The organism is Pseudoalteromonas sp. SWXJZ10B (assembly GCF_015864475.1).
Lineage (GTDB): Bacteria > Pseudomonadota > Gammaproteobacteria > Enterobacterales > Alteromonadaceae > Pseudoalteromonas > Pseudoalteromonas arctica.
Genome location: NZ_JADYXD010000002.1, coordinates 334267 through 360119, shown reverse-complemented (window position 1 = coordinate 360119; position 25853 = coordinate 334267). Strand labels below are relative to the sequence as shown.

21 protein-coding genes and 1 pseudogene are annotated in these 25853 nt (G+C 38.6%); 15 read left to right on the top strand and 7 right to left on the bottom strand.

All coding sequences use genetic code 11. The features are described 5' to 3' along the window. Position 1 precedes the first annotated feature (1 nt). The 6 genes from I6F54_RS03435 to I6F54_RS03410 all read left to right on the top strand — a co-directional run bounded on the left by I6F54_RS03435 (position 2) and on the right by I6F54_RS03410 (position 6380). Positions 2-772, top strand: coding sequence for an enoyl-CoA hydratase/isomerase family protein (locus I6F54_RS03435; RefSeq protein WP_197139730.1), 771 nt, complete (start codon positions 2-4; stop codon positions 770-772). A gap of 8 nt (positions 773-780) precedes the next feature. Next, the gene (locus I6F54_RS03430) at positions 781-2814 is read left to right on the top strand and encodes an acetyl/propionyl/methylcrotonyl-CoA carboxylase subunit alpha (protein ID WP_197139728.1); all 2034 of its coding nucleotides are present in this window, start codon (positions 781-783) and stop codon (positions 2812-2814) included. Further along, a complete protein-coding gene (locus tag I6F54_RS03425; RefSeq protein WP_197139726.1) occupies positions 2814-3710 on the top strand; it encodes a hydroxymethylglutaryl-CoA lyase in 897 nt (298 codons plus the stop codon). Before I6F54_RS03430 ends, I6F54_RS03425 begins: the two co-directional genes overlap by 1 nt. A gap of 74 nt (positions 3711-3784) precedes the next feature. Then, entirely contained in the window at positions 3785-4483 is a 699-nt protein-coding gene (locus tag I6F54_RS03420; RefSeq protein ID WP_197139724.1) for a CoA transferase subunit A, read from the top strand. A 14-nt stretch (positions 4484-4497) separates the two neighbouring features. Beyond that, a complete protein-coding gene (locus I6F54_RS03415) occupies positions 4498-5154 on the top strand; it encodes a CoA transferase subunit B (RefSeq protein ID WP_007580251.1) in 657 nt (218 codons plus the stop codon). Between the two features lie 344 nt (positions 5155-5498). Beyond that, a complete protein-coding gene (locus I6F54_RS03410) occupies positions 5499-6380 on the top strand; it encodes a LysR family transcriptional regulator (protein WP_166419004.1) in 882 nt (293 codons plus the stop codon). A gap of 773 nt (positions 6381-7153) precedes the next feature. On the opposite strand, the gene I6F54_RS03405 is transcribed toward I6F54_RS03410, so the two are convergent. Continuing rightward, positions 7154-7930, bottom strand: coding sequence for an amino acid ABC transporter substrate-binding protein (locus I6F54_RS03405; protein ID WP_165727508.1), 777 nt, complete (start codon positions 7928-7930; stop codon positions 7154-7156). A gap of 139 nt (positions 7931-8069) precedes the next feature. Further along, positions 8070-9359, bottom strand: a complete 1290-nt coding sequence (gene msrA, locus I6F54_RS03400; RefSeq protein ID WP_197139722.1) for a peptide-methionine (S)-S-oxide reductase MsrA — start codon at positions 9357-9359, stop codon at positions 8070-8072. Positions 9360-9615: 256 nt separating this feature from the next. Between msrA and pxpB the strand changes: the two genes are divergently transcribed. From pxpB to I6F54_RS03370, 6 genes and pseudogenes are all read left to right on the top strand, one after another. After that, positions 9616-10281 carry a 5-oxoprolinase subunit PxpB gene (pxpB, locus tag I6F54_RS03395; RefSeq protein ID WP_197139720.1) on the top strand — a complete coding sequence of 222 codons (666 nt, stop codon included), beginning with the start codon at positions 9616-9618 and terminating at the stop codon, positions 10279-10281. After that, a complete protein-coding gene (locus I6F54_RS03390) occupies positions 10274-11203 on the top strand; it encodes a biotin-dependent carboxyltransferase family protein (protein WP_197139711.1) in 930 nt (309 codons plus the stop codon). The genes pxpB and I6F54_RS03390 overlap by 8 nt, the downstream gene beginning before the upstream one ends. A gap of 34 nt (positions 11204-11237) precedes the next feature. Then, positions 11238-11333 (top strand): annotated as a pseudogene (locus tag I6F54_RS20485) (5-oxoproline transporter, DUF979 family subunit); the annotation flags it as partial. Beyond that, positions 11326-11994: a pyroglutamyl-peptidase I gene (gene pcp / locus I6F54_RS03380; protein WP_197139709.1), complete on the top strand. Its 669-nt coding sequence runs from the start codon at positions 11326-11328 to the stop codon at positions 11992-11994. The pseudogene I6F54_RS20485 and the gene pcp, both read left to right, overlap by 8 nt. A gap of 153 nt (positions 11995-12147) precedes the next feature. After that, entirely contained in the window at positions 12148-13821 is a 1674-nt protein-coding gene (gene asnB, locus I6F54_RS03375) for an asparagine synthase B (protein ID WP_007583083.1), read from the top strand. Continuing rightward, entirely contained in the window at positions 13805-14707 is a 903-nt protein-coding gene (locus I6F54_RS03370; RefSeq protein ID WP_197139707.1) for a PhzF family phenazine biosynthesis protein, read from the top strand. Before asnB ends, I6F54_RS03370 begins: the two co-directional genes overlap by 17 nt. 18 nt (positions 14708-14725) lie before the next feature. Here the strand turns inward: I6F54_RS03370 and egtD are convergent, their stop codons facing one another. Then, positions 14726-15700 (bottom strand): L-histidine N(alpha)-methyltransferase, encoded by a 975-nt coding sequence (gene egtD / locus I6F54_RS03365; protein WP_010552853.1) that lies wholly within the window; start codon positions 15698-15700, stop codon positions 14726-14728. Next, positions 15697-16968 (bottom strand): ergothioneine biosynthesis protein EgtB, encoded by a 1272-nt coding sequence (gene egtB, locus I6F54_RS03360; RefSeq protein WP_197139706.1) that lies wholly within the window; start codon positions 16966-16968, stop codon positions 15697-15699. The genes egtD and egtB overlap by 4 nt, the downstream gene beginning before the upstream one ends. Before the next feature lie 893 nt (positions 16969-17861). Between egtB and I6F54_RS03355 the strand changes: the two genes are divergently transcribed. After that, positions 17862-19442: a BCCT family transporter gene (locus tag I6F54_RS03355; protein ID WP_197139704.1), complete on the top strand. Its 1581-nt coding sequence runs from the start codon at positions 17862-17864 to the stop codon at positions 19440-19442. 258 nt (positions 19443-19700) lie between these two features. Here the strand turns inward: I6F54_RS03355 and I6F54_RS03350 are convergent, their stop codons facing one another. The 3 genes from I6F54_RS03350 to trhO all read right to left on the bottom strand — a co-directional run bounded on the left by I6F54_RS03350 (position 19701) and on the right by trhO (position 23465). Further along, positions 19701-20411, bottom strand: a complete 711-nt coding sequence (locus tag I6F54_RS03350; protein ID WP_166419014.1) for a 3'-5' exonuclease — start codon at positions 20409-20411, stop codon at positions 19701-19703. 3 nt (positions 20412-20414) lie between these two features. Further along, positions 20415-22310 carry a DUF294 nucleotidyltransferase-like domain-containing protein gene (locus I6F54_RS03345; protein ID WP_165727499.1) on the bottom strand — a complete coding sequence of 632 codons (1896 nt, stop codon included), beginning with the start codon at positions 22308-22310 and terminating at the stop codon, positions 20415-20417. A gap of 147 nt (positions 22311-22457) precedes the next feature. Next, entirely contained in the window at positions 22458-23465 is a 1008-nt protein-coding gene (gene trhO, locus I6F54_RS03340; RefSeq protein ID WP_165727498.1) for an oxygen-dependent tRNA uridine(34) hydroxylase TrhO, read from the bottom strand. A gap of 208 nt (positions 23466-23673) precedes the next feature. Between trhO and I6F54_RS03335 the strand changes: the two genes are divergently transcribed. Then, positions 23674-25002 (top strand): DEAD/DEAH box helicase, encoded by a 1329-nt coding sequence (locus tag I6F54_RS03335; RefSeq protein ID WP_165727497.1) that lies wholly within the window; start codon positions 23674-23676, stop codon positions 25000-25002. A gap of 2 nt (positions 25003-25004) precedes the next feature. Further along, positions 25005-25838 (top strand): CvfB family protein, encoded by an 834-nt coding sequence (locus I6F54_RS03330; protein ID WP_024590152.1) that lies wholly within the window; start codon positions 25005-25007, stop codon positions 25836-25838. Positions 25839-25853 lie beyond the last annotated feature (15 nt).

The following is a 25853-nucleotide window of genomic DNA, read 5'->3' as shown; positions in this document are numbered from 1 at the left end:
AATGTCAGTAACACTACAAATAACAAAATCTAATGTGGCTGTACTTGTGTTAAGCCGCCCAGAAAAAAGAAACGCATTTAACAGTGAAGTAATACACGAACTGATTCAGTGTATTGAACATGCAAATACGCTTGATATTCGCGCTTTGGTTTTAAAAACAGAAGGTAAACACTTTTCAGCCGGTGCCGATTTAGCCTGGATGAAGTCGATGGCTGATAACAACTACGCCGATAATTTAGCTGACTCAATGCAATTAGCTAAATTAATGCAAGTGTTGGCAAGCTCGCCACATCCTACAATATGCGCTGTACAAGGCGCTGCTTTTGGTGGTGCACTGGGCTTAATAGCCTGTTGTGATATAGCCCTTAGTAAAGACGATGCGCAATTTTGTTTAAGCGAAGTAAAGCTGGGCCTTATTCCGGCTGTTATTAGCCCATACGTAATTAAAGCAATTGGTGAGCGCGCTGCTCGCAGATACTTTTTAACGGCTGAGGTATTTGATGCACATACTGCAAAACAACTGGGTTTAATTCATCAAGTAACCGGTAATTTAGACTGTGCGCTCGATAACATGCTGCAAACACTGATTGATAACGGACCTGTTGCAGTAAAAGCCGCAAAAGTATTAATTAACGATGTCGCAAACATGCCGATTACCGATGAACTCATTGAGCTTACCGCTGAGCGTATTGCAAAAATTCGTGTATCTGAAGAAGGTCAAGAAGGGCTAACTGCTTTTTTTGATAAACGCCCACCCGCTTGGCAACTGTAGGATTAATTATGAACACACAACGATTACAAAAAATACTGATTGCCAATCGTGGAGAAATTGCGTGCCGCGTAATGCGCAGTGCAAAACAAATGGGCTTAACCACGGTCGCGGTTTATTCTGATGCAGACAAAAATGCCCAGCACGTAAAAATGGCTGACGAGGCTTACCATATTGGCGCTGCGCCAAGTAAAGACTCGTATTTAGTGGCAGACAAAATTTTACAAGTAGCCAAAGACTGCAGCGCTGATTGTATTCACCCGGGGTATGGTTTTTTATCTGAAAACAGCGAATTTGCTAAAGCCTGCGAAGCGAACAACATTGCTTTTGTAGGGCCACCTGCAAGTAGCATTGAAGCAATGGGGTCTAAAACCCGCGCTAAAGAAATAATGGCAGCAGCTAATGTGCCTTTAGTACCTGGTTATTACGGTGATAAACAAGACCCTGCTTTTTTACAAAGTGAAGCTGAAAAAATTGGCTACCCTGTACTTATTAAAGCCGCCTTTGGTGGCGGTGGTAAAGGCATGCGAGTAGTTGAAAAAGCAAAAGACTTTATGGGCGCACTACAAGGTGCGCAACGTGAAGCTATTGCCGGCTTTGGTAATGATTTAGTTCTGCTTGAGCGCTACGTTAACCAACCTCGCCATGTTGAAGTACAAGTATTTGCAGATAACCACGGTAACTGTGTTTATTTAGGCGATCGTGATTGTTCTTTGCAACGTCGTCATCAAAAAGTAATTGAAGAAGCCCCTGCCCCGGGTTTATCTGACGAGCTACGCAAAGAAATGGGCGAAGCGGCTGTACGCTGTGCGCTTGCAATAAATTATCGAGGTGCAGGTACGGTTGAGTTTTTACTGTGTGGCGATGAATTTTTCTTTATGGAAATGAATACGCGCCTACAAGTAGAGCACCCAGTGACCGAAATGGTAACCGGTGTAGATTTAGTCAATTGGCAAATTAATATTGCGGGTGGGCAAACATTGCCACTGGCACAAAGTGATATTCAATTGCAGGGCCATAGCTTTGAAGCGCGCATATACGCAGAAGATCCAGCTAACGACTTTATCCCGTGCTCGGGCACTATTGAAGCACTGCATACACCGCTTAACAGTGAATTTGTACGCATTGATACAGGTATTGCACAAGGCGATGAAATCAGCCCATTTTACGACCCGATGATTGCAAAGCTGATTGTGCACGACGATAATCGCGAACAAGCACTGGGCCGTTTACAACACGCCCTTGAGCAATTTCATTTAGCGGGTTTTAGCACTAACATTGGTTTTTTACATAATTTAGCAAGCCACCCTACGTTTAAACAAGGTGCGCCCAGTACGCACTTTATTGCAGAGCAAGGTGACTCGTTAGTAGCGGTTGATGAGCAGTTGTTGCAAGCAAGCCAACTTATTGGTGCTTTTGCATATTTAGAATCGTTAACTAACACACAAAATGCGCCAAGCAGCGCAAGTCCGTGGCAACAACTAAGCGGTTTTACACTCAATGCGCCGCAAGCAATTAAAATTCCTTTTGCCGATTTACAGCTAAGCGCTATAAAAACGACAGCGGGCTATAGTATTACGCATAACGAGCACGTATTTACCCTACAAGGCACATTAAATAACGGCCTATGCACTGTATTTATTAACGGCGAAAAACACAGCGCACACGTAACTACGGTAGGTAATAATACCGTGGGCAATAATACCGTTGGCAATAGTACAGTAGCTAATAGTGTGACAGTGATGAATAAAGCACTGCAAACTAAGCTTGAACTAGTTGATAAACATTATATTAGTTCGCACGAAAGCGAAGCACTTCCACTTGCCGCCCCGCTCAATGGCACGGTAGTAAAACACTTAATTGACATTGGCAGCACAATTACCAAAGGCGATGCGGTTGTTATTATTGAAGCCATGAAAATGGAATACACGCTTAACGCGCCTCACGACGGTATTTTAAAAAGCTATTGCTTTGGTGAAGGTGAATTGGTAACGCATGGTGCCCTGCTTGCGATAGTCGAAGATACGACTGAGGAAGGTGCATAATGAGTGCTTTTCCGAGTAAAGTCCGTATTGTTGAAGTTGGCGCGCGAGACGGCCTTCAAAACGAAAAAACAGTCAGTACAGCGGATAAAGTAGCGCTTATTAACGCGCTAAGTACGGCAGGTTTAAAAGACATTGAAGCCGGCGCGTTTGTCTCCCCTAAGTGGGTTCCGCAAATGGCAGACTCGGCTGATGTAATATCAGCACTTGATTTACCTGATGTGAATTTAAGTGCCCTTACACCTAACTTAAAAGGTGCGCAAGCAGCGCACGCTGTTGGCATTAAAGAGTTTGCTATATTTACCGCTGCGAGTGAGTCGTTTTGTCAAAAAAACATAAACTGCTCAATTGATGAAAGTATTGAGCGTTTTAGTGAAGTAATGGCGTTTGCTAAAGCGAATAATATCCGCGTACGTGGTTATGTAAGCTGTGTGCTAGGTTGCCCTTACGAGGGTGATATAGACCCACTAGCAGTACTGAGTGTATCGCAAAAACTATTAGATTTAGGCTGTTACGAAGTAAGCCTTGGCGATACCATAGGTGTTGGCACTGCTAAAAAAGTAACGCAGCTAATAGAATTACTTTTAACACACATTGATAAAACCAAGTTGGCCGTGCATTTTCACGATACTTACGGCCAAGCGCTCACAAATATTTACGCAGCCTTAAACCTAGGTATAGCAACGGTTGACGCGGCAGTTGCAGGCCTTGGTGGTTGCCCTTATGCTAAGGGTGCGTCAGGAAATGTTGCCACCGAAGATGTAGTTTACTTACTGCAAGGGCTTGGCATTGAACATGGAATTGATTTACAAAGGTTAAGTGATGCTGGATGGGAGATAACCAAAGCACTTGGTAAGCAACCTGTGAGCAAAGTATCTGTGGCACTACACACTAAATAGCTATCTTATAAAATGATAACTCACTACTAATACAAGATAGTTAACAACAAATAGCACACAATGAGGAGAGACTCATGGCCGGTTTTGATAAAGTAGTTTCTAGTTACAAAGCTGCAATGGAAGGATTAAAAGACGGCGATACTATTATTGCCGGTGGTTTTGGTTTATGTGGTATTCCTGAGGGCTTAATTAAACAAATTAAGCAGATGCAAACAAAAGACTTAACCGTGGTATCTAATAACTGTGGTGTTGATGACTTTGGTTTAGGTATTTTATTACAAGACAAACAAATTAAAAAAGTAGTTGCCTCATACGTTGGCGAAAACGCCCTATTCGAGCAGCAGTTATTAAGTGGCGAAATTGACGTAGAACTTACGCCACAAGGTACTTTGGCTGAAAAAATGCGGGCTGGTGGCGCAGGTATACCTGCATTTTACACAGCAACCGGTTACGGTACTCCAGTTGCAGAAGGCAAAGACGTAAAAGAATTTAATGGTCGCCCGTATATTTTAGAAGAGTCTATAACAGGTGAATTTGCCATAGTAAAAGCATGGAAAGCCGATCGTTATGGCAATTTAGTGTTTAGACACACCGCCATGAACTTTAATCCAATGGCAGCAACGGCGGGTAAAATTACCGTTGCCGAAGTAGAAGAAATTGTAGAGCCGGGTGAGCTTGAACCAAGCCAAATTCATACCCCGGGTATTTTTGTAAATCGCGTTATTAAAGGCAACTTTGAAAAACGCATTGAACGTGTAACAACACGAGATTAAGCAGGAGCATAATTATGGCATTATCACGTGAACAAGTTGCAATGCGCGTTGCACAAGAACTTCAAGACGGCTATTACGTAAATTTGGGTATAGGAATTCCGACACTCGTCGCAAACTATGTACCGGATGATATTGAAGTTATGTTACAGTCCGAAAATGGCCTTTTAGGCATGGGCCCGTACCCTACTAAAGCAGAGCTAGATGCCGATATGATTAACGCGGGTAAAGAAACCGTGACAGCTGCCAAAGGTGCAGCCATATTTAATAGTGCAGATAGTTTTGCCATGATACGGGGTGGTCATGTAGACTTAACTGTTCTGGGTGCATTTGAAGTTGACCAGAACGGCAACATCGCCTCGTGGATGATCCCTAAAAAGCTGATTAAAGGCATGGGTGGCGCGATGGATTTAGTCGCTGGCGCAAAAAATATTATTGTTACTATGACCCATGCAAGTAAGCATGGTGACTCTAAATTACTAGAGGCCTGCTCTTTACCGCTTACTGGCGTTAATTGCGTTAAAAAAATAGTAACAGATTTAGCCGTATTAGAAGTTAAAGACGGCGCATTTCATCTATTAGAACGTGCTCCGGGCGTAACTGTTGATGAAATCATTAGTAAAACAGCAGGTAAATTACTTGTTGACGGTGAAGTACCAGAAATGGTTTTTTAGGAACTTTTTAACAAGTTAACTTAAAATAACGCTTTACCCTGTACCGACCTCATTCCCAGTGCCAATGGCGCTGAGTTACCCAAAATCCCTCTCACGAGGGATTTTTTTTGTCTTTTTTACTTATTTTTAGTCTTGTTCATACATCTGTAGTAAATTTTTATCTATAATAGTTGCATAAATAGATGATTAGTTAGTTAGAACATTTGCACTACTATGCTTTAATGATGCACCACTTTTGTGAATTTACGCTGTTAATATTTTTAACTTATTGATATTATTGTAATTACTAATTGGTTCGATTTTTGCCTATACTAGGCTATATAAACAACTTAATACTGGAAAACATGCAAACTCCTATTCGTGGCCTTCGCTCTTTTTGCTTTGCAGCAAGAAGCCTAAGTTTTAAGCATGCAGCTAATGAACTGTACTTAACACCTTCGGCAGTGAGCCACCAAATAAAACAACTTGAAGAACAACTTGGTATTGAACTTTTTCAACGTAAAACGCGTTCAATTAGTTTAACCACTGCGGGTAAAAACTTTTTTGATGCTGTGTCCCCAATTATCACTATGTTAGAAGGCACCATTAATGAGTTTAGTCAGATGCAGCAAAATACAAATTTGACGATTACGTTGCCTGAGTTTTTTGCCAGCGAACTACTCATGCCTAAATTAAGTGAGTGGACGTCAGAGCACCCTAATATAAACCTGCAAATGGATACGCTTAAAACACGTAAAGAAATAACCCGTCATAGCGATTTATCTATTGTATTATCATCGAGTAAACCCACTGAAGGTTCTGCAACAGAGCTATTTAATCTTGAATATATCCCTGCATGTAATAAAAAGCTGCTCGATCAGTGGAGGGACGATCACCGTCAAGCGCTTAATCAAGTTCCGCTAATACTACACAAAGCTCGCCCTTGGGCATGGCACCAGTGGGCCGAAAAAGCAGGAATTGATGACTTCTCTCCTTCTCAAATTATTCAAATAGATAGTATGTTTGGTGTAGCACGTGCAGCGCAGCAAGGCATGGGCATTGCGCTTATCCCACTGCCTATTAGTCAAAGCTGGTTAGATGAGCAATGGCTTTATAAATTATTCGAACAGCCTTTAACAACTAAAGATAAGTATTATTTAGTGCAGCACGAATCAAGCACACCTAATCACCCGCTTGATTTATTTGCGAAGTGGGTTGTAAGCACATTTAGAAAAATTCAAGAGTAACTCTCTATTAGGCGAACTTATTAATACAGCCATTGTGTGTTGTATTTATGGTTCGTCTAAATCCTAAACCTCACTTTATACCAACTCCAATAAATAGCTGATCTATTTTACTTGCTAAAACAACCCATTTCTTTGTTGTAAATTTCGCAAAGGGAACAACCATTTACATCAATTTACGCCTAGAACTGAATTATTTTTTCGGCGTAAAATGTAGATCACATACTTAATGGAATTGGTATTATTTTTCAGTAATTTCTTTAAAATACAATCTATTAAAATCACAGTTTAGACTAAAGTCTATAGTTAAATTTTTTTCACTCATTGGTTTCATTTTTATCGTTTGTCGAAAATAGAGTTAAATATTAAAGTTACTTTATCGGCTCGAAACAGTTAAGTTTAATTGTTTATTAAGAGTAATAAATGCAACCTTTTGAGTTTTAGTGACTCAAACCTTGCAGTGAAAAGAATCTTTATATTGTGTGTGAAGATGTTGTCAGTGTGAAAAATGGTTCAAGTTAGGTGGTGACTTGGCTTGAACTGTTTTTATTCTTGGCTCAAACCACATGATATGCAATACAAATGCTTTGAGAGCGTAGCAAACAGAATCTTTATATTGTGTGTGAAGATGTTGTCAGTGTGAAAAACGGTTCAAGTTAGGTGGTGACTTGGCTTGAACTGTTTTTATTATTAAACCACATACATAATATAGCTATATACAGGTTAAATACCTTTGTAAAAAGCCCCGTAAGTTATAACTTACGGGGCTTTTTTAGTTAATTTTTTATTTGATATTCTTTTTTTAATTTACGTATCTGCGCTTTATGTGAAAGCAAAAATGTATCAAATTTCTTAACTACCTCAGGGTAGTCAATGGACGATAATAAAAAGGCTTGTAAATCTGTCGGCAATTCGTTTTGAAAATAAACGGGTCGGGTTAATTTGAAATATTTAACAATATTATAGTTTAATACATCGTTAGATATGTAAATACACTCCACTCGCTCTTTCAAAAGCATCTCTATTAATTCCATTACATTAGCGGTTTCAATTAGCTCAACGTTTTCGTTATTCATTAAAGGTTTAAAGCTTTGAGACGTAAACCCTCTCACCGTTGCAAAACTAACGCATTCATCAATAGTGATATTTTTATTTAAACTCGCAATACCCGTTTTAGTCACAACGGTTGGCTGCGAATAAATAATTTCATTTAAATCATCAAAGGAAGCTTTATAACTTGGTTTCCATTGAGGATTATCTGGATATTTAAAATCAACATGATGGTGATCAATAAATTCTTTATAAAGACGATTAATTGGCAGCGTGTAAAACTCAAATTTAAAGTCGTGCTGCTGTGCAAACAAAGTTAGCAACTCTTCACTGAAGCCATAATAGTCAGCACCATTTGCTCCACTACCATCAAAGTAAGGTAGATACTCTATATTCTCTACGCCGACGACATAGTGCGTTGCCGACTTAGCATCGGTTATAAAAATTAATAAAGCTAAAGGCAAATACATTAACTGCGTTGTTATTTTTATAAATTGATTCATTTATAACCTAAGTAATATTATTGATTGATGTGTAGCTGAACGCTTTAATTTTAACAAATTTGCAAAAAATATGATAAATCTATTTTATTTTATGCAAAAAAAAAGCCTGATTAAAATCAGGCTTTACAAAGTAAAAGGTTTAGCTTTTATCTCTTGGTACAAAATCGAGTACTGTTGCGTTTATACAGTAGCGGTCTGTGCCTCTAGGGCCTTCTCCTGGGAATAAATGACCAAGATGAATACCTGTACTTTTAGAGCGAAGCTCAATACGTGTTATTCCCCAGCTGCTATCGTCATGCTGCGTTACACTACTTTTTACTGGGTGCTTAAACGACAACCAACCAGTGCCTGAATTAAATCTATCACGTGTATCAAATAGTGGCTCTCCACTTAATTTATCAACAAAAGTGCCATCAGGTGTATTTTTAAACTCCTTGTACTCTTTACAGTAAGGTCTATCTGTTCTTGCATCAAATGCGACTTTATAAGCGTCACTTTTACCTAACTTAAATGCACCCAATGCTTTATAAAATTCTTCAGGTGTTGCATAACCTTGACGCCCATATACTTCAATGCCATTTTCTAAAAACAAAATAGTCGGTGTTGCCCACGTGGCTGACTTAATAGTTAAACCTTTAAGCTGGTCAGCATGGCGAAACGACATTGGTATAGTCCCTTTGTAATCATTTGCGACTGTTTTTTTAAATTTTTCACAGTATGGGCAGTATTCACGTGAATCTAAGACTACGATCTGCTTACCTGCGAGTAAGTCACTGTTATCGACTTTTTCTACGGGTTTTTTATTAAAAACAACGCCTGTTGAATGATCTGGGCAATAGCCATTAGGGTTCTTTTGTAGATAATTTTGATGATATTCTTCTGCCGATACAAAACCTGTAAGCGGTTTAATAACCGTTTCGATTTTGCCGTAGCTCGCATCAGTTAAAAGCTGCTGATATTGCGATTTAACTTGCTCAGCTACTTTAGCTTGTGCATCAGTAGTCGTTAATACAATTGAACGGTATTGCGTACCGATGTCGTTACCTTGGCGATTTTTTTGCGTAGGATCGTGACTTTCAAAATAGTTTTTTAAGAGATCTTCTGCTGAAATTATATTGCTGTTATACATAACTTGCACAACTTCAGCATAATTGTTCTCGTCAAAACGACGAGACTGATCAGTAATATTTCTGTACGTTGCTTTAAACCCATTACCGTCAGCATAACCCGACTCAGCATCAATAACGCCATTAAGCGCTTCGTAGCGTTTTTCTGCTCCCCAAAAACAACCAGACCCCAGTACAATGGTTTCTACATGCATGGTGGCTTCTACATTACTGTGTTCTACCTTTTCCATAGATAAAGCAAAGCTGCCTGCGCTAAATATAATAGCAGCGCCTGATAAATATAATAAATGCTGGTGTTTCATAAAGTACCTCATAAACAAGTGCGTGCTAATTAAGACCTCCTTATCTTAATTTTCATTTCAACCTAATTACTTATTTAGTACGAAATGTATTAAGTTTTAGTCCTCAATAAGTTAAATACGATTAATTGAATATAAAAACACTCTTAAAGTAAGCTGGGTAAATAAACACTAAACATAACGACTTAGTCGCAATGGTGTAAATAAATTAATAAAACTGTGTTACGTTTAAATTATGTTGTACAAATAGGTTTATTTAATGAAGCCAGCTCCCCATATTTATGCATTAACAAACAGTAGTTTACTGCTTGATGCATCGCATTTAGACGCTATAGATAGACTCTCTATTCAAAAGAAAATTTGGGCTTTAACCAGCCACTGTAAATGCACTGATGAATTTACCGATTTGGTGCCAGCCATGAACTCGCTCACTCTCTATTTAAAATCAGATAAACACTTAAATAAGTGGTTAAAAGTGCTACCTTCGCTGTGGAATGATATTAAAACGAGTACTTTTAAAGGGCAACATCACTTAATCGAAACCATATACAAGGGTGAGGATATTAATTACGTGGCTCGTTATCATAATTTAAGCGCTGATGAGGTTATTAATATTCATAGTAAAACCAAATACCACGTTTTATTTTTAGGCTTTCAGCCCGGTTTTGCCTACCTACATGGCTTAAATCAGCAATTACATACACCAAGGCGTGATGAGCCACGCATTAAAGTTCCTAAAGGCTCTGTTGCGATAGGTGCTGAACAAACCGGAATTTACCCCGCAGATACCCCTGGTGGTTGGCACATAATAGGTCATACAGATACTGCTTTGTTTGATTCGACCTCGGAGCAACCTTGTTTAATTCAACCAGGCGATACGCTTGAATTTGTTCCGCTAGTTAATAGAGGAGCAACTCATGATTAAAGTACTTAGAAGTGGTGTATTACTTACAATTCAAGATTTTGGCCGTGAAGGCTACCGCCATTTAGGTGTAAGCAAAGCGGGTAGCTTAGACCCATTTGCACAAATAATTGCTAATAGATTACTTAACAATAATGACAATGATGCCGTTTTAGAAATAACCGTTGGTTTGTGCGAGCTGGAATTCACCTGCGACACAGTAATTGCGCTTCATGGTGCAGATTTGCAAGCAACCCTTGATGGACAAGCAATTTACCCTGGTTGGACATACGCAGTAAAAAACAAACAAGTACTGAGCTTTGCTACTGGTAGAGCCGGCTTAAGAGCTTATTTAGCAGTGAAAGGCGGTATACAAAATACTGATGTTATGGGCTCTAAATCTACAGATTTAAATGCACGTTTTGGTGGTATTGAAGGTAGAGCTCTCACCACAGGTGATGAAATACCTATTACTCCTTATTATGGAAAGTTTATAAAAGTAGGTGCAATTGCTCCACCTCAGCGCAAAATTATACGCTTGTACCCGAGCCCTCACGCTAACTTACTGGGTAAGCCATTATTGGATACCTTTGCAGCTACTGCATTCAAAGTCAGTACTAACAGTAATCGAATGGGCGTAAGGCTTGAGCATAATAAGAATAGCTTGGTGCATTCGCACTCTTTGCCATCACTGGGTGTAAGTCCTGGGAGCATTCAACTACCACCAAATGGTGATCCTATTGTGCTACTTAACGATGGACAAACCACTGGGGGCTATCCTCTTTTAGGAACAGTTATTGAAGCCGACTTACATCAATTTGCACAATTTAGACCTTTAGATACAGTTGAATTTAAATATGTAACGTTTGAAGAAGCAGCAAAGGCAAAGCAGAAACTTGACGGGCACCTACATCAATTGAGCCTTGCACTTAAAAATAACCTATAAAACATTCTAGAATCAACATGCCCTAGATTTAAAAAATAGGTACCATGTAATAAAGGCCCAAATTCCGACGGCAGTTACCTTACTCGCCGTTAATATTATTTTAATGTATAGCTTGGTGTTTAATGACTAAATCAACTTCTACTATGCCGTGTGTATTAATAACCGGTTTTGCTCCTTTTGGTGGCGAAACTATCAATCCTTCTTGGCAAACAGTGCAAAAACTTGATGAAACTATCATCATGAAACACAAAATATGCACACTAGAACTTGCCTGTGAGTTTAATACGTCTATCAGTCAGCTTATAAACGCCATTGAGTCGCATAACCCGGCGGTTGTTTTGTGTATAGGACAAGCTGGTGGGCGCAGTGAAATATCAATCGAGCGTATTGCAATAAACGTTGACGATGCACGCATTAAAGACAATGCAGGTAAGCAGCCTATCGATACGCCAATTGAAAAAAATGGCCCTGATGCCTATTTCACAAACTTACCCATAAAGCGCATGTTACAAGCATTGCACAACAGTAATATCCCTGCTGCTATTTCAAATACGGCAGGTACGTATGTGTGTAATCACGTTATGTATGGCCTTATGCATTATATAAACGATCACTGCGCGGTGATGAAAGGTGGCTTAGTACATGTCCCTTATTTACCAAGCCAAGCGGTGCACCACAATGGCGCACCAAGCATGAGTGAAGAAACCATTATTAACGCTTTAAAGGTCATGATCGCACAAGCTTTGAACAACAATAGTGATGTAAAAATAGCAGCAGGCACCACGCATTAACCATTTTGGTGCAGTTACATCTAAGTTGGTGCATAAATTATTCTTAATTAATTGTAAAAGCTATGTGACTTGAGTAATTTTTTCTGATAAAACAAGGTTTCGCAGTACAGTAAATTAGCTCTGCTGCACACATAATAGGAATGAGGAGTTACTATGTGTTCAATTTTTGGGGTATTAGATATTAAATCTGATCCCACTCAATTGCGTACCCAAGCAATTGAAATGTCAAAGCTGCTTAGACACCGTGGTCCGGATTGGTCTGGTGTATATGCATCTGAAAAAGCTATTTTAGTACATGAGCGTTTAGCTATTGTTGGTGTATCAAGCGGTGCACAGCCTTTATACAACCCAGAAAAAACAAATATTTTAGCGGTTAATGGCGAGATTTATAATCATAAAGAACTTGCTGCAGAGTTAGACGTTGATTTTACTTTTCAAACTCAATCAGACTGTGAAGTTATTTTAGCGCTATATAAACAAAAAGGGCCTGACTTTTTAGATGACCTAAACGGCATTTTTGCATTTTGTTTATACGACGAAGAAAATGACGCTTACTTAATTGGCCGTGACCATATTGGTATTATCCCGCTTTACACCGGTCACGACGAGCACGGTAACTTTTACGTTGCTTCTGAGCTAAAAGCACTTTCTCCAATTTGTAAGCATATTGAAGAATTTCCTCCAGGGCATTACCTGTACAGCAAAGATGGCAAAATGACGCCTTATTACAAACGTGATTGGGAAACATTTGATGCAGTTAAAGATAACAGCGCAGAAGCGCAAGACGTTAAAGATGCATTAGAAGCGGCCGTTAAACGCCAGCTAATGTGTGATGTACCTTACGGTGTATTACTTTCTGGTGGTTTAGACTCATCGGTTATCTCTGCTATTACGCAGCGCTTTGCCGCAAAACGTATTGAAGATAACGACGAAAGTGACGCATGGTGGCCTAAGCTGCATTCTTTTTCAGTAGGCCTTGAAGGCTCACCAGATTTAGCTGCTGCACAAAAAGTAGCTGACATGATTGGTACTATTCACCACCCTATCATTTTTACCATTCAAGAAGGTATTGATGCATTACGTGAAGTGATTTACCACATAGAAACCTATGACGTAACAACTATTCGTGCCTCTACACCTATGTACCTAATGGCTCGCCAGATTAAAGCAATGGGCATTAAAATGGTGTTATCTGGCGAAGGTGCTGATGAGCTATTTGGTGGTTACTTATACTTCCATAAAGCCCCTAACGCACAAGAGTTTCATGAAGAGCTAAACCGTAAAGTATCAAAACTGCATATGTTTGACTGTTTACGTGCTAATAAATCAATGGCGGCATGGGGCGTAGAAGCACGTGTACCGTTTCTTGATAAAGAATTTGTTGATGTTGCTATGCGTATCAACCCTGAAGCTAAAATGTGTAAAGATGGCAAAATTGAAAAACACATTTTACGTGAAGGCTTTGAAGGTTACTTACCTGATGAAGTGCTATGGCGTCAAAAAGAGCAATTTTCAGACGGTGTAGGCTACAGCTGGATTGATACCTTAAAAGAGTTTGTAAATGAGCAAGTGAGCGATCAAGAGCTTGAAAATGCGAAATTTAAATACCCTATTAATACGCCAGATTCAAAAGAAGCTTACTACTACCGTACTATTTTTGAATCGCATTTCCCTGGTGATGCATCAGCTAAATGTGTACCTCATGGTAAATCGGTAGCGTGTTCGACTCCTGAAGCACTTGCATGGGACGCATCGTTCCAAAACAATGCTGATCCATCAGGTCGTGCTGCAGGCGTTCATAACGACGCATATGCAAGCAAAGGTTAATACTCTTTGTTTAGCGAAGCGTAAGCCTAAATGGCTTACGCTTCGCTTTATAGAGCTCACTTCCACCGAATCTGTTTTTTATAGCCCTGCACATAACTTAAAAGGCTCAAGTGCTTTAATTGTTATTTATAAAAATGGGTTAACATCAAAAACAATGCAATATATTGCATCACAATCAACTTACCCTGCTACCGTATTTTTAAATCAAAATGAGATAACTAAACGCCATTGTAAAATTCGCTGGTTTAATCAAGCGAGTGAAATTAAACGCTGTGGACATGGTACTTTAGCAGCCGCTAATTTTTTAATAGACCATTTGGGTTATTGCCCTGAAGTATTTACTTCAATGAGTAATGAGCGCTTTACTATAAGAGTAAAAAAACAACGCGCTCAGCTGTCACTAAAAAGCATAGAGCCTAAAAAAAGCAAGTTAGCTAAAGGTGAGTTAAAAAGTGTGTTTTCAGTAGCAATAAAAGCAGCCTACAGTACCGGCGACAAAAACGGTTATACGGTTGTGTTATTTAATGAAGAATTTAATAAAAAACTCGATAAAGAGTTTAATGAAGAACTTGAAAATAATTCCGATGAAAAACAGAACTTAAAAAATTTACACGTTAATTTTAAAGCTTTGTGTGCACTCCACAAAAATGCAGTAATTGCCCTTAGTATAAAAAATAAAGACAAGAAAAATGCCATAGCGCATTTTAGATACTTTGCACCCCAGTTTGGTGTAAATGAAGACAGTGCTACAGGCTCTGCGGTATCTGTTATTGCCCCCCTGCTATTTAGACTACACGGTTTAAATAAAGCTATGCTTGTACAGCAGTCAAATAGTGGCGCATTGCTAAACTATGAGTTTAACAATGCTAAAGTTGTCATTTACTAAACATAACTTAAGTAATGCTTAAAGCGGTCTTAATAAACACAGGGCAAAATAGTTACTATCGTCTTGCCATGTTTGCTCTAACTTTAAATTAGCTTGCGCTGCAAGCTGCTTAAACGACTCGAGCGTGTACTTGTGAGAGTTTTCTGTATGGATACTTTCGCCTTCTATAAAGTCTATTTGCTGATCATTTATAATCACGCTTTGAGTACGATTACTTACTAAATGCATTTCGATACGGCTATGTTGCTCGTTAAAGCGTGACTCGTGGCTAAAGTTATCTATATTAAATGTGCCGTTTAGCTCGTTATTAATACGTTGTAGTAAATTTTTATTAAAAGCAGCGGTAACTCCCGCTTTATCGTTATATGCATCAAGTAACACTTGGCGCTCTTTTACTAAATCAACCCCAATTAATACATAACCATTTACACCGCATAAGCGATGGAAATTATTCATAATTTCTATGGCTTTAACTGGGGCAAAATTACCAAGAGTGGAGCCCGGAAAGTACACCAAATTAGTTTGGCTGTCTAAAGCGGTGTCTTTGGTTAACTGTTTGACCATTTGGCTGTGTGTAAAGTCTCCTAATAATGGCGAAATTGCCAAATCTGGAAATAACGGTGACAAATGTGCAAGTGAATAACTGAGCATCTCCTCAGATATTTCAAACGGTACAAAGGTTTTAACGTTTGCCATATGCGCTAATAAATAGGCTACCTTTTTACCCGAGCCACAGCCGGGCTCTATAATAGAGAGGTTTTCAGGTAGCATTTGAGCAATCGACTTCGAATGTTGCTCTAATATAGAAAGCTCCGTACGTGTTACGTAATACTCTTGTAAGGTTGTTATTTGCTCAAATAATGCAGCACCTTTATCATCATAAAAATATTTACACGGAAGCGTTTTTTGTTGTTGAGTTAATCCGCTTATCACGTCGTTTAGAAATTCAGTGTCGGTTATGTTGCTTTGCTTAATCGCTGTTACTTGGCTCATACTATATCCTTAACTAGTCTTATCCCGCTGCACATCCACGCTTGATGCGGGTAATAAAAATTACGGTATGTTTGTCGTAAATGGTTTTGAGGGGTAAACACACACCCACCACGTAACACCATTTGGTTATTCATAAATTTACCATTGTATTCCCCTGCTATTCCTTCAATAGGCTTAAAACCGGGGTATGGTAAATATGCACTGTTCGTCCATTGCCAACACGAATCAGTTAACTGATTTATTTTAGTATCACCTTTTGCTTGCTGTGGTGTTAGGTAGTGATTATTAGTGTCTTTTGAAGGAGTATTTTTAGCTGCATATTCCCATTCGAACTCTGTAGGCAAGCGAGCTTTTACAAAATTAGCATAGGCGCTGGCCTCAAAATAACTAACATGACAGATCGGGGCATTTAAATTGAGAGGCTCTAATCTATAGTGTGTAAACTCAAACCACTCGTTATCTATACAATGCCAATATAATGGTTGTGTTAGAGCGTTGTTTTGTATATTTGCCCAACCGTCACTTAACCAATACTGTGGATTGCTGTATCCACCTGCATTTATAAAGTCTAAATATTCACCATTGGTGACCAATCTATTAGCAAAACTGAATGGATGAATTAATACTTGGTGTTTGGGGCGCTCGTTATCATATGCAAATTCATCGTCGGCATTTGTACCTATATTAATAATACCTTGCTCAAAATTTATAAAATTAAGAGGCTTAATATCTGCTGATTTGTTTTGGCTGTTTAAAGGCGATGTTTTATATTGCGGAAATAATGGATTTACTGAAAAGTTATATTTGATGTCCATAAACATTAGTTCTTGATGCTGTTGCTCATGGTGTAACCCAAGTTCAATAATATCTTTAATTTGTGGACTAACTTCAGTTTTAAGTAATTCAACCATACAGCTATCAACATGCTCTCTGTAAGCTAGCACTTCATCTAAACTAGGCCTGGATAAACTACCTCGGTTGGCGCGCTTAAATTGCTCTCCAATACCATTGTAGTAAGAATTAAAAAGCATTTTATAGTGAGGATTAAACACTGTGTACTGTTTACAATGAACGCTAAGTAAAAACGTTTCAAAAAACCAGGTGGTGTGCGCTAAATGCCATTTGCTTGGACTGGCATCTGCCATAGCTTGTAGTTGGCAATCTTCTACAGTGAGAGGTTCAATAATAGCCAGACTTTCGCCTCTAACGCTGTAAAAGCGTTTAACAAGTTCGTTTTGATTGGTATTGTTTAAAGCGCATTCACGCATAATAGTATTAATCCTTTGCCTATCTATTTATAAAATATAGCTTAGGGCATGCTGAGTTTTTTGGATTGAAATTTATTCAATCTAGGGGCGATTAAATCGCGGCACGAGGTTTGTAACCTAGTGGGCTAAGTAAAAACCGAGTAACAAAGAGTTAATCGTCCCTAGAAAGAACCCAAAGGGCAGTGTATGTTTGGTATTTATGCTGCGTTATCGCCTATTTATGGGGAATGACCACACTACATAGGCTCTGCCTTGCCTAAAAACCAAACATACTACTGTAAATTCAATCGCCAAAATTCAACATGCCCTAATGTTGTGTTAAATCATATTCATATTACAACTTGATTAAAGATGCTTATCAGCTTATAAATTTATACTAGCCCTGGAGGGAAATTTGCTCTTTACTGCTCAGCTTTTAATTATTCTCACGTGTATGTAAGCATGTAGAATAACGCAGATTTGAAACAGCACCGTTAGGTTACAAACTTAGGATCGATTAAATCGCTCCTAAATAGAACAAATTTCAATCCTAAAAGGTCAACAAGCCCTAGTATTTAAGCATTAATTAAGTTGCTTAAAAGTGATCTTTTTTTACTTAACCAAGTAAATTAATACTTTTAATAGCAAACTAAATTTTAACGTTCACTGAATTTATAATTTTAGGGCTTTTTAAATAAAAGAATCATGAATTTGGCTATATAAACAGCGTTTTAAATGCAAATTCATTTACATTTAATATTTAACTCATACACTACTAGCTGTATGATCACTCTTCAAATTAGTTAGTCTTCAAATAATTATGGTATTACATTTACTTAATATTTAAAGGCTAATGTAATTCGATATGACGCCGAATTTATTTTGGCTTGTTAGGACAACTAAAGAGGTATTGCATGAAGGAAAATCATGACAAATATAGTATTGACAGTACAGACTACACTGTAGGTCAAGACAACGTACAAAAATGGGGGCTTGATATACATAACTCTGTTTTCGGCATAAGTGCCGGACTGATTGTCATTTTTTTAATCGCCATTCTTGTTACCGATCCACAAACGGCTAAATCTGCTCTTAATGGTATAAAAACAGATATTATCAATAACTTTGACGCCTTATTTATGTGGGCTGCTAATTTTTTCGTTGTTTTTTGTTTAGCGCTTATTGTTTCACCTTACGGTAACATTCGTTTAGGTGGTGATGATGCTAAACCGACTCATTCACGTATCTCATGGTTAGCTATGTTATTTGCTGCGGGAATGGGTATTGGCTTAATGTTTTGGGGCGTTGCTGAACCACTTGCTTATTATACAGGCTGGTTTGAAACACCACTGAATGTAACACCTAATACACCCGAGGCGGCAAAAGTAGCAATGGGTGCGACTATGTTTCACTGGGGCCTTCACCCTTGGGCTATTTATGCCGTTGTAGGGCTTTCGCTTGCATTTTTTACTTATAATAAAGGCTTGCCACTGTCTATTCGTTCTATCTTTTATCCTATTTTAGGTGATAGAGCATGGGGCTGGCCAGGTCACCTCATCGATATTTTAGCCGTGCTTGCAACCCTGTTTGGTCTTGCTACTTCTTTAGGACTTGGGGCACAGCAAGCTTCTGCAGGAATAGACCATGTATTTGGTACCTCAGGCGGAGTTGGTTCACAAATTTTAGTCATTATAGGTGTTTCACTTTTAGCTATTGTTTCAGTAATTCGAGGGATTGATGGCGGCGTTAAAGTACTTAGTAATGCCAATATGCTAATCGCCTTAGTTTTGCTTATCTTTGTTTTTTTAGTAGGCTTTGCTGTTTCTGTAGGTAATATCCCAACTACTGTTATGGGGTATATAGAAAATATTATTCCACTAAGTAATCCTCATGGTCGTGAAGATGAAACTTGGATGCACGGGTGGACTGTATCTTATTGGGCATGGTGGATTTCTTGGTCACCGTTCGTAGGTATGTTTATCGCGCGTGTATCACGTGGTCGTACAATTCGTGAATTCTTAATTGCGGTATTGCTTGTTCCTACTGCTGTTACTATTTTATGGATGTCTATATACGGCGGAATTGCAATTGATCAAGTAATCAACGGTGTAGGTGAACTAGGTGCTAATGGCCTAACTGAAGTACCTTTAGCTATGTTCCAAATGTTTGATGCATTACCTATGGCGAACATTTTATCATTTGTAGCAATTATTTTAGTATTGGTTTTCTTTATTACTTCATCGGACTCTGGTTCTTTGGTAATTGATTCAATCACTGCCGGTGGCAAAATTGATGCTCCAGTACCACAGCGTATTTTTTGGGCTGTGACTCAAGGTGCGGTAGCCGCTGCATTACTTTGGATAGGCGGGACTGAAGCGATTCAAGCACTTCAAGCTGGCTCTGTATCGGCAGGTTTACCTTTCACTATTGTATTGTTATTTATGTGTTTAAGCTTAGTTTTAGGTTTGCGAACTGAGCCTCGCCCAATTAAATAATACTTTTAGGTAACACTTTTACTTAGTAGTACTTTTACTTAGTAACAAAGCGCCGCAATTTTTTGCGGCGCTTATTTGTTTAATACCAATCTGCTTATATAGGGTCTATTTAACGTTAAGAAAATTACGCTAGAACTAGGAAAAAATTTTTAACGACGTTATAGTGAAATTTAATTCGTTAAATTGATCAAAGATTTATGCAGGTTGGTATAACTATTTAAGATTATCAATTCGCTTAATAAAGTGATCTAATTGGTATTATACCCACAACTCTGAAATTGGAGTATCTACACGGTAATGATGACTCAGCTGCGCTTGTAATAGCTCAGCGGTAGCAAGAGCATCTGTTAATGCATTATGGTTTTGATACGCGGGCAAAGAATAACGCGCACGGCAATCTGTTAATCTGAGTGAGCCAAGTTTTGTGTTAAACAATCGACCTAATACTCCCTGCCTTGCTTTTAGTGCTCTTTTTTCTAACTCCATTGTATCAACAAGTGCAAACTCAATACCTTCTTTAAGCCTCAGTAATAACGCATTATTTAAAAAATGGCGCTCTATTGCAGCGTAATGCACCACGACAACTTTGCCACTTAGCGCTTCAAGTAAAGGTTCAATAATTCGGTTAAAGTCAGGAGCGTCATCCACCTCAGAGTGCGTTATTCCATGGATTAAAATAGACTCTTCATGCAGGTTACGTCTAGGTTGAACAACCCAATGCCGGCTGTGCTTACAATAAATACGCTTTAAATTAAATGGCACTAAGCCAACACTCACAATATCGTCGTTCTGGCTATTTAAACCTGTTGTTTCAAAGTCCATTGCTACAAAAGGCACATCTTCTACTGCGGCTTTATCTTGGTTATAAGCACCTGCATAAAAGTGTTTTAACAATTTATTTTTGGTGTTGTTGGCAAGCTCGTTATATCTAGCTTGCCAATCAAGTACTTTATAATTACGTGGATTCATAGGCTACTTCACACCAGAATTTGCTGTGTAGCTAAATTTTAAATAGCTTTGTGCTTTTTCTAAAATAGCAAACGCCTCTTTTAAATTTCGCTGCTCGAACGGAGACAATAAATGTGGATCTAAGTCATTATCAGGCTCTTCGCCCTTCTCTATTTGCCACGCTTGATGACGAATTCGCATCATAGCAATATACTCAAGTGCATCACGTAAATCTTGGGCTTTACCCTGCGGTAATAGTTTAGCTTCAATAATATCTTCTAAACGCTCAAACGAATTTTGTTTACGCGAACCAATCGCTAACGCATGCACGCGTATAACATCAGAAAGCGGTGCTGTACCTCTTCGCTTTAAGTTCATTGAACGTTTATGCTGGCCATTATGCTCCATAACAAAGCCTTTAAAAAAACCAAGTGGCGGTGTTCTATTTCGAGCATTTGCTGCCATGTTAGCTAGAAATATACGATTCGCTTTACTTTGTTTCGCTATAAATATTTTAAGCTCATTAGCCCACTTAGTTTTACCCCACACCCCGTCTAAATCAAAAAATATAGAACTATTAAGCAGCGCTTGTGGTTTTGGCTGAGCAATCCAATCAGCAAATTGATCAAACCACTCTGAGCGAGTTTTACGCCACTTTTTAAACGACGCCATTATTTCGCCATCACAATAGGTATAACCACATTGCGCTAGGCCATCACAAACAAAGTCTGAGATATTTTGAAAATATTCATTATGTTTTTCGTCGTCGTAACTGTCATCTAAAATTAATGCGTTATCTTGATCAGTTACAATAAGTTGCTCGTCGCGAGCCATTGAGCCCAGTGCAATAAAGCAATAAGGAACGGGAGGTGGGCCAAATTTTTCTTCAGCTAATACGAGTAATCTTTGCTTAAATGTACGCCCGATAACAGCCATGGCAGTACCAATCATGTGTGAATTTGCATCTTCATTAACCATGCGTACAAATACATTGGGTAATTGGCGTGCATAATGCGCTAAATCCTCAATTGTTTGTTGAGCAAGTATGCCGCGCACAAGTAATAAGCTGCTTTGCGATTCATAACGTAAAATATCAGAGAGTGATATAACTCCTATAGGACGTCTTTTTTGTACTACAGGCAAATGATGTAAGTTGTCTCTAAGCATGGCCAGTACGGCTTCGAAAATATAGTCATTAGCATCTAAAAGCACTAAGTTAGTCGACATAATCTCTTTTGCTTGAGTATTAAAATCAAGTCCTTTAGCCACTACTTTTGAGCGTAAATCCCTATCGGTTATTATGCCAACGACTTGCCCATCATCTTCCTCAGGGTCATCATTTATAGGTTTATTTACATCAGTTACCAAAACTGACGAAACGGCCTCTTCGGTCATCAATTTTGCAATATCTTGTATTGTAGACGTTGCATCTACGGTGACTACATCTCTGTGAATTAATGATTTTACCTTCGCAGTTGTAAGGTCATTGCCATCAGCTTGTTCAACAATAGCTTGATGTAAACGCACGTTACCATCTGTTTCAAAGTAGTCAGCAAATGCATCAAACTCATCACAGTAACGATTAAATAGTTCAACATTTATGCAATAAACTAACGTATCTTCAAGAGCAGTTGCAGGAAAACGGACCTTACGGTTCATCAATAAACCCATTTGACCAAATATTCCTGCGATAGCCAAACGATTGTATAGCTCACCATTTCGGCGATACATTTCTACAGAACCACTTCTAATCACATACAGATCAGATATGTCTTGTCCAAAACTTAAAATGTCTGTTTTTGCTCTAAAATAAGCAACTTCTACTTGTTGAGCTAGCTCATTAAGCGCTTTTTGAGGTAAGTCATCAAAAGGAGGATGTTGTGCTAAAAATTGTGCGATTTCAACTTGTTCGGCTTGCATAAATCCCTTCCTGTATGCGCATTAAAATGACTAAATATGTTTGCAGATTAACACTATCATCGGAGCGTGAAAACAATTACTGCACAATTTTGGGCACAAAAAAAGAGCCCAGATAGACTCTTTAAATGTGATACTTATTGTAAAAATTTATTTACCGCGCTGAGCGTCTTTTTGTGCTTTTTTAGCTTCTTTACGTTGCTGTAAAACGGCTTGCGCTTCATTGCCAATATGACCTTCACCACGGGCTTGTGCTAGTTCTATTTGCTTTTGGCGTTCAGCAAATCGCGCGCGTTGCTCGTCTGTTACTTCCTCAATACAATGATGACAAGATACACCTTCCATGTATTCAGGCTTTAACTTTTCTTCTTCTGTAATTGGCATACGGCACGCGTGGCATTGATCATAAGAACCTTTTTGTAAGTCGTGATCAACCGCAACGCGATTATCAAATACAAAACATTCGCCTTCCCACATGGTTTCTTCTTTTGGCACTTCTTCAAGGTATTTTAAAATACCGCCTTCAAGATGATAAACCTCATCAAAACCTTGCTCTTTCATGTAGGCTGTCGATTTTTCACAGCGAATGCCGCCGGTACAAAACATTGCTACTTTTTTATGTTTCTCAGGGTCTAAGTTTTCTTTTGCCCACTGTGGAAATTCACGGAATGTCGTTGTATTTGGATCGACTGCATTTTGAAAAGTACCAATCTCAATTTCGTAGTCGTTTCGTGTATCAATTAAAATAACTTCTGGATCAGAAATAAGCGCATTCCAATCTTTTGGTTTTACATAGCTACCCACAACTTTTAGAGGGTCAATTCCCTCAACGCCCATCGTTACAATTTCTTTTTTGAGCTTTACTTTAGTGCGATAAAACGGGCATTCATCATCGTAAGATTCTTTTGTTACGATGTTTTTTAAATTTGGTTGCTTATCAAGCCATGCTAGTAAATTGTCTATCCCTTCACGTTTTGCAGAAACAGTGCCGTTTATTCCTTCAGCCGCAAGTAGTAATGTACCGCGTACTTCATTCGCTTCCATCACTTCAAGTAATGGCTTACGGATAGCTTCAAATTCAGGTAAACCAACAAACTTATACATCGCACACACTACAAAGTGCTCATTTGTTACATTATCTTTATGGACAGCCGTCATTTTATTTCCTATTTTGCTTTTTTAGCCAGTATTGGCGTTTACCGAATCGTAAATCCGGCGCATATGGGGCGCGTATTTTACGCTTTTTTAATTTAATTGCAAAAAATAGCGCTATAGATTGGTTTTTACTGTTAGCGACCTATCTGTGTAAGCTATAATGCACTGATAAATTTATAGACTTAATTTGCTCATTTTGGAGAAACACACATTGCAGTTTACTGATCTTGGGATTGATACACGCCTTGAAACACAATTAGCACATCAAGGGATCACCCAGCCCACCGACATTCAAGCTCATGCGGTGCCTACAGCACTTGCGGGGTATGATATTTTCGCTCAGTCTAAAACTGGGTCGGGCAAAACCTTGGCGTTTTTATTACCTGCTGTACAAAGGGTTATGAAACAAAAAGCACTCAGTAAACGCGATCCTCGTGTACTTATTGTTGCTCCTACGCGTGAGCTTGCTACGCAAGTATTTACTCAACTGCGTTTATTAATTGCAGGTACAGCCATTAAGGCCGTAAAAATACTTGGCGGCGAAAACTTTAATGACCAAATAAAAGCACTTAGAAACGATCCACAATTTGTAGTTGCTACACCTGGGCGTTTAGCCGATCACATTACAAAACGCTCACTACAATTGAGTGGACTAGAACTGCTTATTTTTGATGAAGCCGATCGTATATTAGATTTAGGCTTTACCGAGCAGTTAAAAATGATTAACGAGCAAGCGAATCATCGCTTACGTCAAACGTTATTGTTTTCTGCAACACTTGACCATGCGCAAGTAGATGCACTATCACGTAATCTATTAAAAAAGCCAAAGCAAATTACGCTAAGTGCAGCAAACGAGCAACATAGCGATATTAAACAAACGTTATATCTTGCCGATCACCTTGATCATAAAGAAGCGCTTTTAGAGCATTTCTTGAATCAAGATGATGTTGGCCAGTGCATTATCTTTACAGCAACACGTTCTGACACGAGTCGTTTGAGTGAGGCGCTTAATGCTAAAGGCTTTAAGTCTGTAGCGCTTGCTGGTGATTTAACACAAAATAAACGTTTAGATATTATGGATTCGTTTAGTCGCGAAAACTTTAAAATATTAATCACAACCGATGTTGCATCTCGTGGTTTAGATTTACTAAGCGTAACGCATGTTATTAACTTTGATTTACCAAAACACGCAGAAGAGTATGTACACCGCATAGGTCGTACTGGGCGTGCTGGTTTTAAAGGTAACGCAATTTCATTAGTTGGTCCTAAAGATTGGGCAAGTTATTTAGCTATTAAAGCATTTTTAAATGACGAGTTAAAATTTGCGAGTGTAGAGGGTTTAAAAGCTAAGTTTAAAGGTTTAAAAGAGAAAAAACCTGAGACAACGTGGGATAAATCTAAAGAAAAAGCAGCTGCTGTTAAAAAGCCTGTATTTAAACGCAAAGCTAAACCTAAAAAGCCAACTGCACCAATTAAAGCACCAATGAACATTGATGGCGATACACCAATGCGCCGTAAAAAAAAGACTGAGCAGGAATAATTATGAGTTACCTAGGAACCACACAAACATTATTTGTAAAAGAAGTGAGTAACGAAGGTGCTTACTTAGACGGCCATGATTTAGGTGAAGTGTTTTTACCAAAGCAAGAAATTAAACATGAGCTTGAAGCTGGCGATAGCATAAGTGTTTTTATCTTTTTAGATAATGCTAATTTAGCGACTGCGACAACTAAAAAGCCACACGCACAAGTAGGTGAATATGCCCTACTTCGCGTTAAAGAAATTAATAGTATTGGTGCATTTTTAGATTGGGGTCTTGAAAAAGATGTTCTAACTCCGTTCAACGAACAAAAACCACGCATGCAAGAAGGTCATTCATATTTAGTTCGTTTGTACCTTGATAATGCAAGCCAACGTATTTGTGCATCAAACAACTTTAATCGTTTCTTATCTAAAGATGAGCCGCAATATACTCACTTACAAGAAGTGGATTTAATCGTCGCTGGCAAAACAGATATTGGCTACAAGGTATTAATTGAAGAATCGCACTTCGGTGTTGTTTTTTACAATATGGTATTTAAAAGTTTATTTGTAGGCCAAAAGCTTAAAGGATTCATTCAAAAAGTACGTGAAGACGGAAAAATTGATGTTGTACTAGAAAAGCCAGGCATGGGTAAAGTAAGTGACCTTGGTGAAACTATTATGCAAAAACTTAAAAACGAAGGTGGAGTTATTCCATTAGGCGATAAGTCTGAACCTGAAGCGATTAAAAAGATGTTTTCTACTAGTAAAGCTAATTATAAAAAAGCGATTGGTGGATTGTTTAAACAAGAGTTAATAGATATTGAAGCGAAATCCATTCGCTTAAGATCTTAGTCATAAATAATAGGC

Excerpts from the sequence above, each read along its gene's own strand:
- I6F54_RS03435 (WP_197139730.1), top strand. The coding sequence starts at position 2 with ATGTCAGTAACACTACAAATAACAAAATCTAATGTGGCTGTACTTGTG.
- I6F54_RS03430 (WP_197139728.1), top strand. The coding sequence starts at position 781 with ATGAACACACAACGATTACAAAAAATACTGATTGCCAATCGTGGAGAA.
- I6F54_RS03425 (WP_197139726.1), top strand. The coding sequence starts at position 2,814 with ATGAGTGCTTTTCCGAGTAAAGTCCGTATTGTTGAAGTTGGCGCGCGA.
- I6F54_RS03420 (WP_197139724.1), top strand. The coding sequence starts at position 3,785 with ATGGCCGGTTTTGATAAAGTAGTTTCTAGTTACAAAGCTGCAATGGAA.
- I6F54_RS03415 (WP_007580251.1), top strand. The coding sequence starts at position 4,498 with ATGGCATTATCACGTGAACAAGTTGCAATGCGCGTTGCACAAGAACTT.
- I6F54_RS03410 (WP_166419004.1), top strand. The coding sequence starts at position 5,499 with ATGCAAACTCCTATTCGTGGCCTTCGCTCTTTTTGCTTTGCAGCAAGA.
- I6F54_RS03405 (WP_165727508.1), bottom strand. The coding sequence starts at position 7,930 with ATGAATCAATTTATAAAAATAACAACGCAGTTAATGTATTTGCCTTTA.
- msrA (WP_197139722.1), bottom strand. The coding sequence starts at position 9,359 with ATGAAACACCAGCATTTATTATATTTATCAGGCGCTGCTATTATATTT.
- pxpB (WP_197139720.1), top strand. The coding sequence starts at position 9,616 with ATGAAGCCAGCTCCCCATATTTATGCATTAACAAACAGTAGTTTACTG.
- I6F54_RS03390 (WP_197139711.1), top strand. The coding sequence starts at position 10,274 with ATGATTAAAGTACTTAGAAGTGGTGTATTACTTACAATTCAAGATTTT.
- pcp (WP_197139709.1), top strand. The coding sequence starts at position 11,326 with ATGACTAAATCAACTTCTACTATGCCGTGTGTATTAATAACCGGTTTT.
- asnB (WP_007583083.1), top strand. The coding sequence starts at position 12,148 with ATGTGTTCAATTTTTGGGGTATTAGATATTAAATCTGATCCCACTCAA.
- I6F54_RS03370 (WP_197139707.1), top strand. The coding sequence starts at position 13,805 with ATGCAAGCAAAGGTTAATACTCTTTGTTTAGCGAAGCGTAAGCCTAAA.
- egtD (WP_010552853.1), bottom strand. The coding sequence starts at position 15,700 with ATGAGCCAAGTAACAGCGATTAAGCAAAGCAACATAACCGACACTGAA.
- egtB (WP_197139706.1), bottom strand. The coding sequence starts at position 16,968 with ATGCGTGAATGCGCTTTAAACAATACCAATCAAAACGAACTTGTTAAA.
- I6F54_RS03355 (WP_197139704.1), top strand. The coding sequence starts at position 17,862 with ATGAAGGAAAATCATGACAAATATAGTATTGACAGTACAGACTACACT.
- I6F54_RS03350 (WP_166419014.1), bottom strand. The coding sequence starts at position 20,411 with ATGAATCCACGTAATTATAAAGTACTTGATTGGCAAGCTAGATATAAC.
- I6F54_RS03345 (WP_165727499.1), bottom strand. The coding sequence starts at position 22,310 with ATGCAAGCCGAACAAGTTGAAATCGCACAATTTTTAGCACAACATCCT.
- trhO (WP_165727498.1), bottom strand. The coding sequence starts at position 23,465 with ATGACGGCTGTCCATAAAGATAATGTAACAAATGAGCACTTTGTAGTG.
- I6F54_RS03330 (WP_024590152.1), top strand. The coding sequence starts at position 25,005 with ATGAGTTACCTAGGAACCACACAAACATTATTTGTAAAAGAAGTGAGT.